General features: G+C 71.7%; 4 protein-coding genes and 1 pseudogene. 3 read left to right on the top strand and 2 right to left on the bottom strand.

Annotated features, from left to right (window positions below; all coding sequences use genetic code 11):
* Positions 1–367, top strand: a pseudogene (locus AC1DY2_RS16155) (beta-galactosidase); the annotation flags it as partial.
* Positions 368–396: 29 nt separating this feature from the next.
* On the opposite strand, the gene AC1DY2_RS16150 reads toward AC1DY2_RS16155, so the two are convergent.
* Positions 397–1,134: an LGFP repeat-containing protein gene (locus AC1DY2_RS16150; RefSeq protein ID WP_476763347.1), complete on the bottom strand. Its 738-nt coding sequence runs from the start codon at positions 1,132–1,134 to the stop codon at positions 397–399.
* Positions 1,135–1,379: 245 nt separating this feature from the next.
* Entirely contained in the window at positions 1,380–2,042 is a 663-nt protein-coding gene (locus tag AC1DY2_RS16145) for a TetR/AcrR family transcriptional regulator (RefSeq protein ID WP_476763346.1), read from the bottom strand.
* A 97-nt stretch (positions 2,043–2,139) separates the two neighbouring features.
* On the opposite strand from AC1DY2_RS16145, the gene AC1DY2_RS16140 reads away from it, so the two are divergent.
* Together AC1DY2_RS16140 and AC1DY2_RS16135 are read left to right on the top strand one after the other, a co-directional pair.
* Positions 2,140–2,472 (top strand): hypothetical protein, encoded by a 333-nt coding sequence (locus AC1DY2_RS16140; protein ID WP_476763345.1) that lies wholly within the window; start codon positions 2,140–2,142, stop codon positions 2,470–2,472.
* Between the two features lie 75 nt (positions 2,473–2,547).
* The coding region (locus AC1DY2_RS16135; protein ID WP_476763344.1) for a hypothetical protein at positions 2,548–4,476 on the top strand (1,929 nt) is incomplete at its 3' end.

Raw genomic sequence — 4,476 nt, 5'->3', positions numbered from 1 at the left:
ACCAGATGCCGCGGCCATCGCGCGCCACGCGTCGACCTGGACGATCGCCCTCCCCGAGTTCGCACCCGGCCGACGCGTGCTCGAGGTGGACTGGGCCGGCGACGTGGCGGTGCTCGAGGTGGACGGGCGCGTGGTGCTCGACCGGTTCTGGGACGGGACGCCCTGGCTCATCGGCCTCGACGCCCTCGGCCCGAGGGCCGCCGGCGGCTCGCGCATCACGCTGCGCGTCGTGCCGCTGCATCCCGACGCGGCCGTGCGCCTCCCCGCCGAGGCCGAGACCCGGCGCCGTTCCGTCGACGGCCCGCTCGTCGCCCTCGACGGCGTGCGGCTCACGAGTTCGCCGGTCTGGCGCGAGACGCAGGGCTGAGCCGGCGATCGCCGCGGCTCGGGCGGCGGTCAGGCTCGAGGGGCGAAGCCCGAGTGCAGCCGGTCGAGCGACTCGCGGTCGACGCCGGCATCGCCGGTCGCGCAGCCGGCATCGAGCGCGATATCGGGCCCGCGCGCGGCCGACCAGGTGATCGAGCCGTGCTCGAAGCATCCGCTCATCGTGCCCGTCGCCCGGTCGACGACGACGTCGGCCACCGGCACGCCGAGCGGCGAACGCTCCCAGCCGAGCAGCGCCCAGATGTCGCGGACCATGCCGTGCACGATGGCCGCGCCGTGGCGGGGGGTCCAGTACACCGAACCGCCCCGGAAGTGCGCGAACCCGCCCGCTCCGCCCGCGTGGGGGGCGCCGTCGGCTGCGGCATCCGTGTCGATCACCAGCCGCTGCACGTCGGTCGTGGGCAGTCCGAGGAAGGACCGCTCGGCACCCACGGCGCGCCAGCGCGCCGCGATCTCGCCGTGCACCTCGTGCGCTCCCGTGCGCTCCGACCAGTAGACCGCGCCGTGCTCGTACTCCCGGCGATACACCTCGGCGTCGCCCATGCGCGTGTGCACCGTGACCGCCTCGCCCAGCCAGGGGTGCTCGGCGCGCTTGGCACTGATCGCGGGAACGGCGAGCAGCATCCGGTTCGCCGGGTCGTAGCGCACGGCGGTGCGGAAGTCCGACCAGCTCACCGCGCGATCGAGCCGCTTCGGCAGGAGGCCGGCCTGCGCCTGGCGTGCCTGCCCGATGCCCCGGTGCTGTGTCATCCGGTCATTGCGCTCGTCCATGGGTGCTCCGCTCGTCGTCGCCGGGCTGCGCCGGGCCTCGCCCGGCCGACCCGGGAGACAGGGGAAGCCGGCCGGCACCCGCACGAGGCAGGTGCTGACCGGCTGTCCGATCGACCGGCCGCGATTGACAGTTCCCCCTGCGGTTCGCGGCCCGGCGATCGGGTTCCACGCTACGAGCGGCGGACGCGCAGAGGATCAGGGGTATCCCTGATGTTCCACTCGGGTCAGGAGCGGGCGGTGTCGGATGCGGCGTCGAGCGCCCGGTCGGATGCCGCGTCGACCGTCGAGTCGGCGGTCGCTCCGGCGCGTGCGAGCGCGTCGCGGGCGAGCACGGTGGCGGTCGCGACGACGACGGCGCGGCGCCGGTCGGCGGCGCCGGGCCCGTCGCCCACGAGGAAGGCGTCGAGGTGGCCGAGCACGGGCCACGCGTTCACGAGGGAGACGATCGTCAGGAGGAGCTGGCCCGCGGCCTCGCCGTCGACGCCCGGGAGGAGCCGCCGGAACAGTTCGACCTTCTCGGCGTGATAGGCCGCGCGGTCGAGGTCGGCGGCGGTGGCAGCACCCCGTTCGAGTCCCTCCCAGAACACGAGGCGCGGGATGACCCCGTCGGCGAGGTGGTGATCGAAGAGGCGGCCGGCATACTCGCCGACGGCCTCGGGCCCGGTTCCCGTCATCTGCACCTCGTCCATCGAGGCTCGGAGGCGGGTGGCGAGCACCTGCGCGAACAGGTCGTCCTTCTTGCCGAAGTACTGGTAGATGCGCTCCTTGTTGACCCCGGCGGTCGCGGCGATGCGATCGATGCGGGCGCCGGCGAGTCCGTAGGCGCTGAACTCCGCGGTCGCGGCATCGAGGAGCAATCGCTTCGTGCGTTCCGTGTCCCAGGCCATGGCGACAGTCTAGCAATTTCCAACCGGGTAGTTGCGGATAGCCTTTCGTTGTGCTTCAATTACAACCGTTCAGTTGGAATTGACCAGAGGAGCTCCCATGGAGACCAGCACCGGATCCGTCGCCGCCATTCCCGCGACCCCCTCGACCACGGCCGCAGGCCCGGCCGCATCGGCCCCTGCCGCATCGGCCCCGGCCGGTCCGCCCTCGGTGCACGTGCGAGCGGTCATCACCTGGCTCGCGATCTTCCCCCTCGTCGCCCTCGGCATGACGGTCATCGGCCCGATCTCCGACGGGTGGCCGCCCGTGCTGCGCGCCTTCGCGCTCACCCTCGTCGTGGTGCCGCTCGCGGTCTACCTCGTGGTGCCCCAGCTGCTCCGCGGCTACGGCGCGCTCCGCCGGCGCAACGCCCGTTCCCGCTCGAACGCTTGATGCGCGCGATCGGCTCGCACTAGCGTTCGCTCAGGCCGTCATCACATCGTCGTGCCGTCGACGCAGGAGGATCCCATGCTCATCGCCCCCGCCGCGGGCTCGGAATCGGCCAAGGCGCCCGACGATGGCGCGTTCGACGTCGCCCTCGTCGTGGTCCACGGCATGGGCAATGCGTTCAAGAGCCAGATCCTGCTCGAGTGGGCGGAGCCGCTCCTGGAGCGTATGGACTGGGTCGCACGGGACCGGATCATCGGCGCCGACGAGAGTCATGGGGTGACGATCCACGACTCGGACCTCTCGGGCGACACGCCGGTGGTCACCGCCACCGTCCGGTTCCCGAAGCGCCGTGATCCCGCTGCCCCGGATGCCCCACCCGAGACCGTCGAGCGCCGCATCGCGATCCTCGAGGCGCGCTGGTCGGAGTCGTTCGTGCCGATGACCCGCGCCCAGGTGTTCCGCTGGGCGGTGCCGTTCATGTGGCGGGTGATCACGCGCACGCTCGACCTCTTCTGGAACACCATGGTGGTGCTCTCGGCGCTCACGCTCGGGAACCACCTCCGTGCGCCCCGCCAGACGCTGCTGCTCCCCCGCACGATGAACTTCCTCGTCGACGGCATCCGCCTGCTCGTCAACACGATCGCGTTCGCCGTGGTCTGGCTGTTCCTCGTGCTCCTCGGCGTCGTGCTCACGCCGATCCTCCCGTTGCTGAGCCCATTGCTGCTCATCCCGTGGTTCAAGAACATCGCCCAAGGCGTGCTCGACGGCCTCGTCGAGTCGATCGGCGACGTCGCCTCCTGGAAGGAGCGGCCCGTGCGCGCCTCCGCGATGCGGCTCGTCGTGCGCGACGCGCTCGCCCACGCGAAGCAGCTCGTCGGCGACGACGGCGAGGTGCACCTGTTCGCTCACTCTCAGGGCGCCGCCGTCGCGACGTTCGCCCTGTTCGAAGAGCTCGAGCCGAAGTCGTTCAACGTGCGGCGACTCACGACGGTCGGAGCCGCGGTCGTGCTGCTCGGACGTGAGAAGTGGCAGGGCCGCAAGGACGAGTACACGCCCGTCAAGACCTGGATCGAGCGGAACCGCGACGCCGCGCCCGAGGACCGGGTCGCCTGGGCGAACCACTGGGCGATCTGGGACCCGTTCTCCGCGGGCCCCATCGCCGACACCCCGGCTGACGCTCGCAAGCGCTGGCAGGCCGCGTACTTCCCCTCGGACGAGACGCTCGCCCTCGGACCCGAGGAGCATGCCGTGCACAACACGAGCCAGCCCTGGCTCGACCACGGCGTCTACTACGCGAACACCGTGCAGGTAGTCGAGCCCACCGTGCGACACCTGCTCGGTCCCGACTTCCCGACCGTCGCGGCCCCCGTCGACTACATCCGCAACCGCCTCGTCGTGATCGACAAGAAGTCCCTCGGGCTGAGCACCATCGCCGCCCTGTTCATCGCCGGGATGCTGCCGGGGCTGTCCGGCATGTCCGCCGTCTTCGCCTGGCTCATCACGACCATCGCCGGCGCGATCGGATCGGCCATCGCACTCGTCCCGGGGCTCGACGGCTCCGCCGCTTCCGCCTCGGTCGCGTTCCTCATCGACGACGAGGCCGACCCGCCCCGCCTCACGGTGATCGGCTGGGTGATCGCGTCGGCGCTGCTCGCAGCGCTGCTCATCTGGCTGAACCAGCTGATGCAGAAGCAGACCGAGCGGTCGATCGTCTGGGACCGGTGCCCGCTCGACGTTCGGACGTGGCTCGTGCTCACCGCGGTCCCACGCGCGCTGTACGTGATCGGTGCGGCCGTGGTGGTGTGGTTCGCCATCCTCGACTGGTGGGAACCGCAGCCCGATGCCGCGTCGCTCGCGATCGACGCGGTGCTCCTCGCGATCGTCGCGGCGTTCGTCATCGTCGAGCCGCGGTTCTCGCCCGCACCGCGGGTCGTTCCCGAGCAGCGGACGCTCGACGACCGTGCGACCGTGCTGCCCCCGACGGAGCGGATGCGGCTCGGCGTCGCG

The sequence above is a fragment of the Agromyces sp. P1_H4 genome (assembly GCF_056405255.1).
Note: the sequence above shows the minus strand (reverse complement) of the source record. Positions and strands in the feature narration are given on the sequence as shown.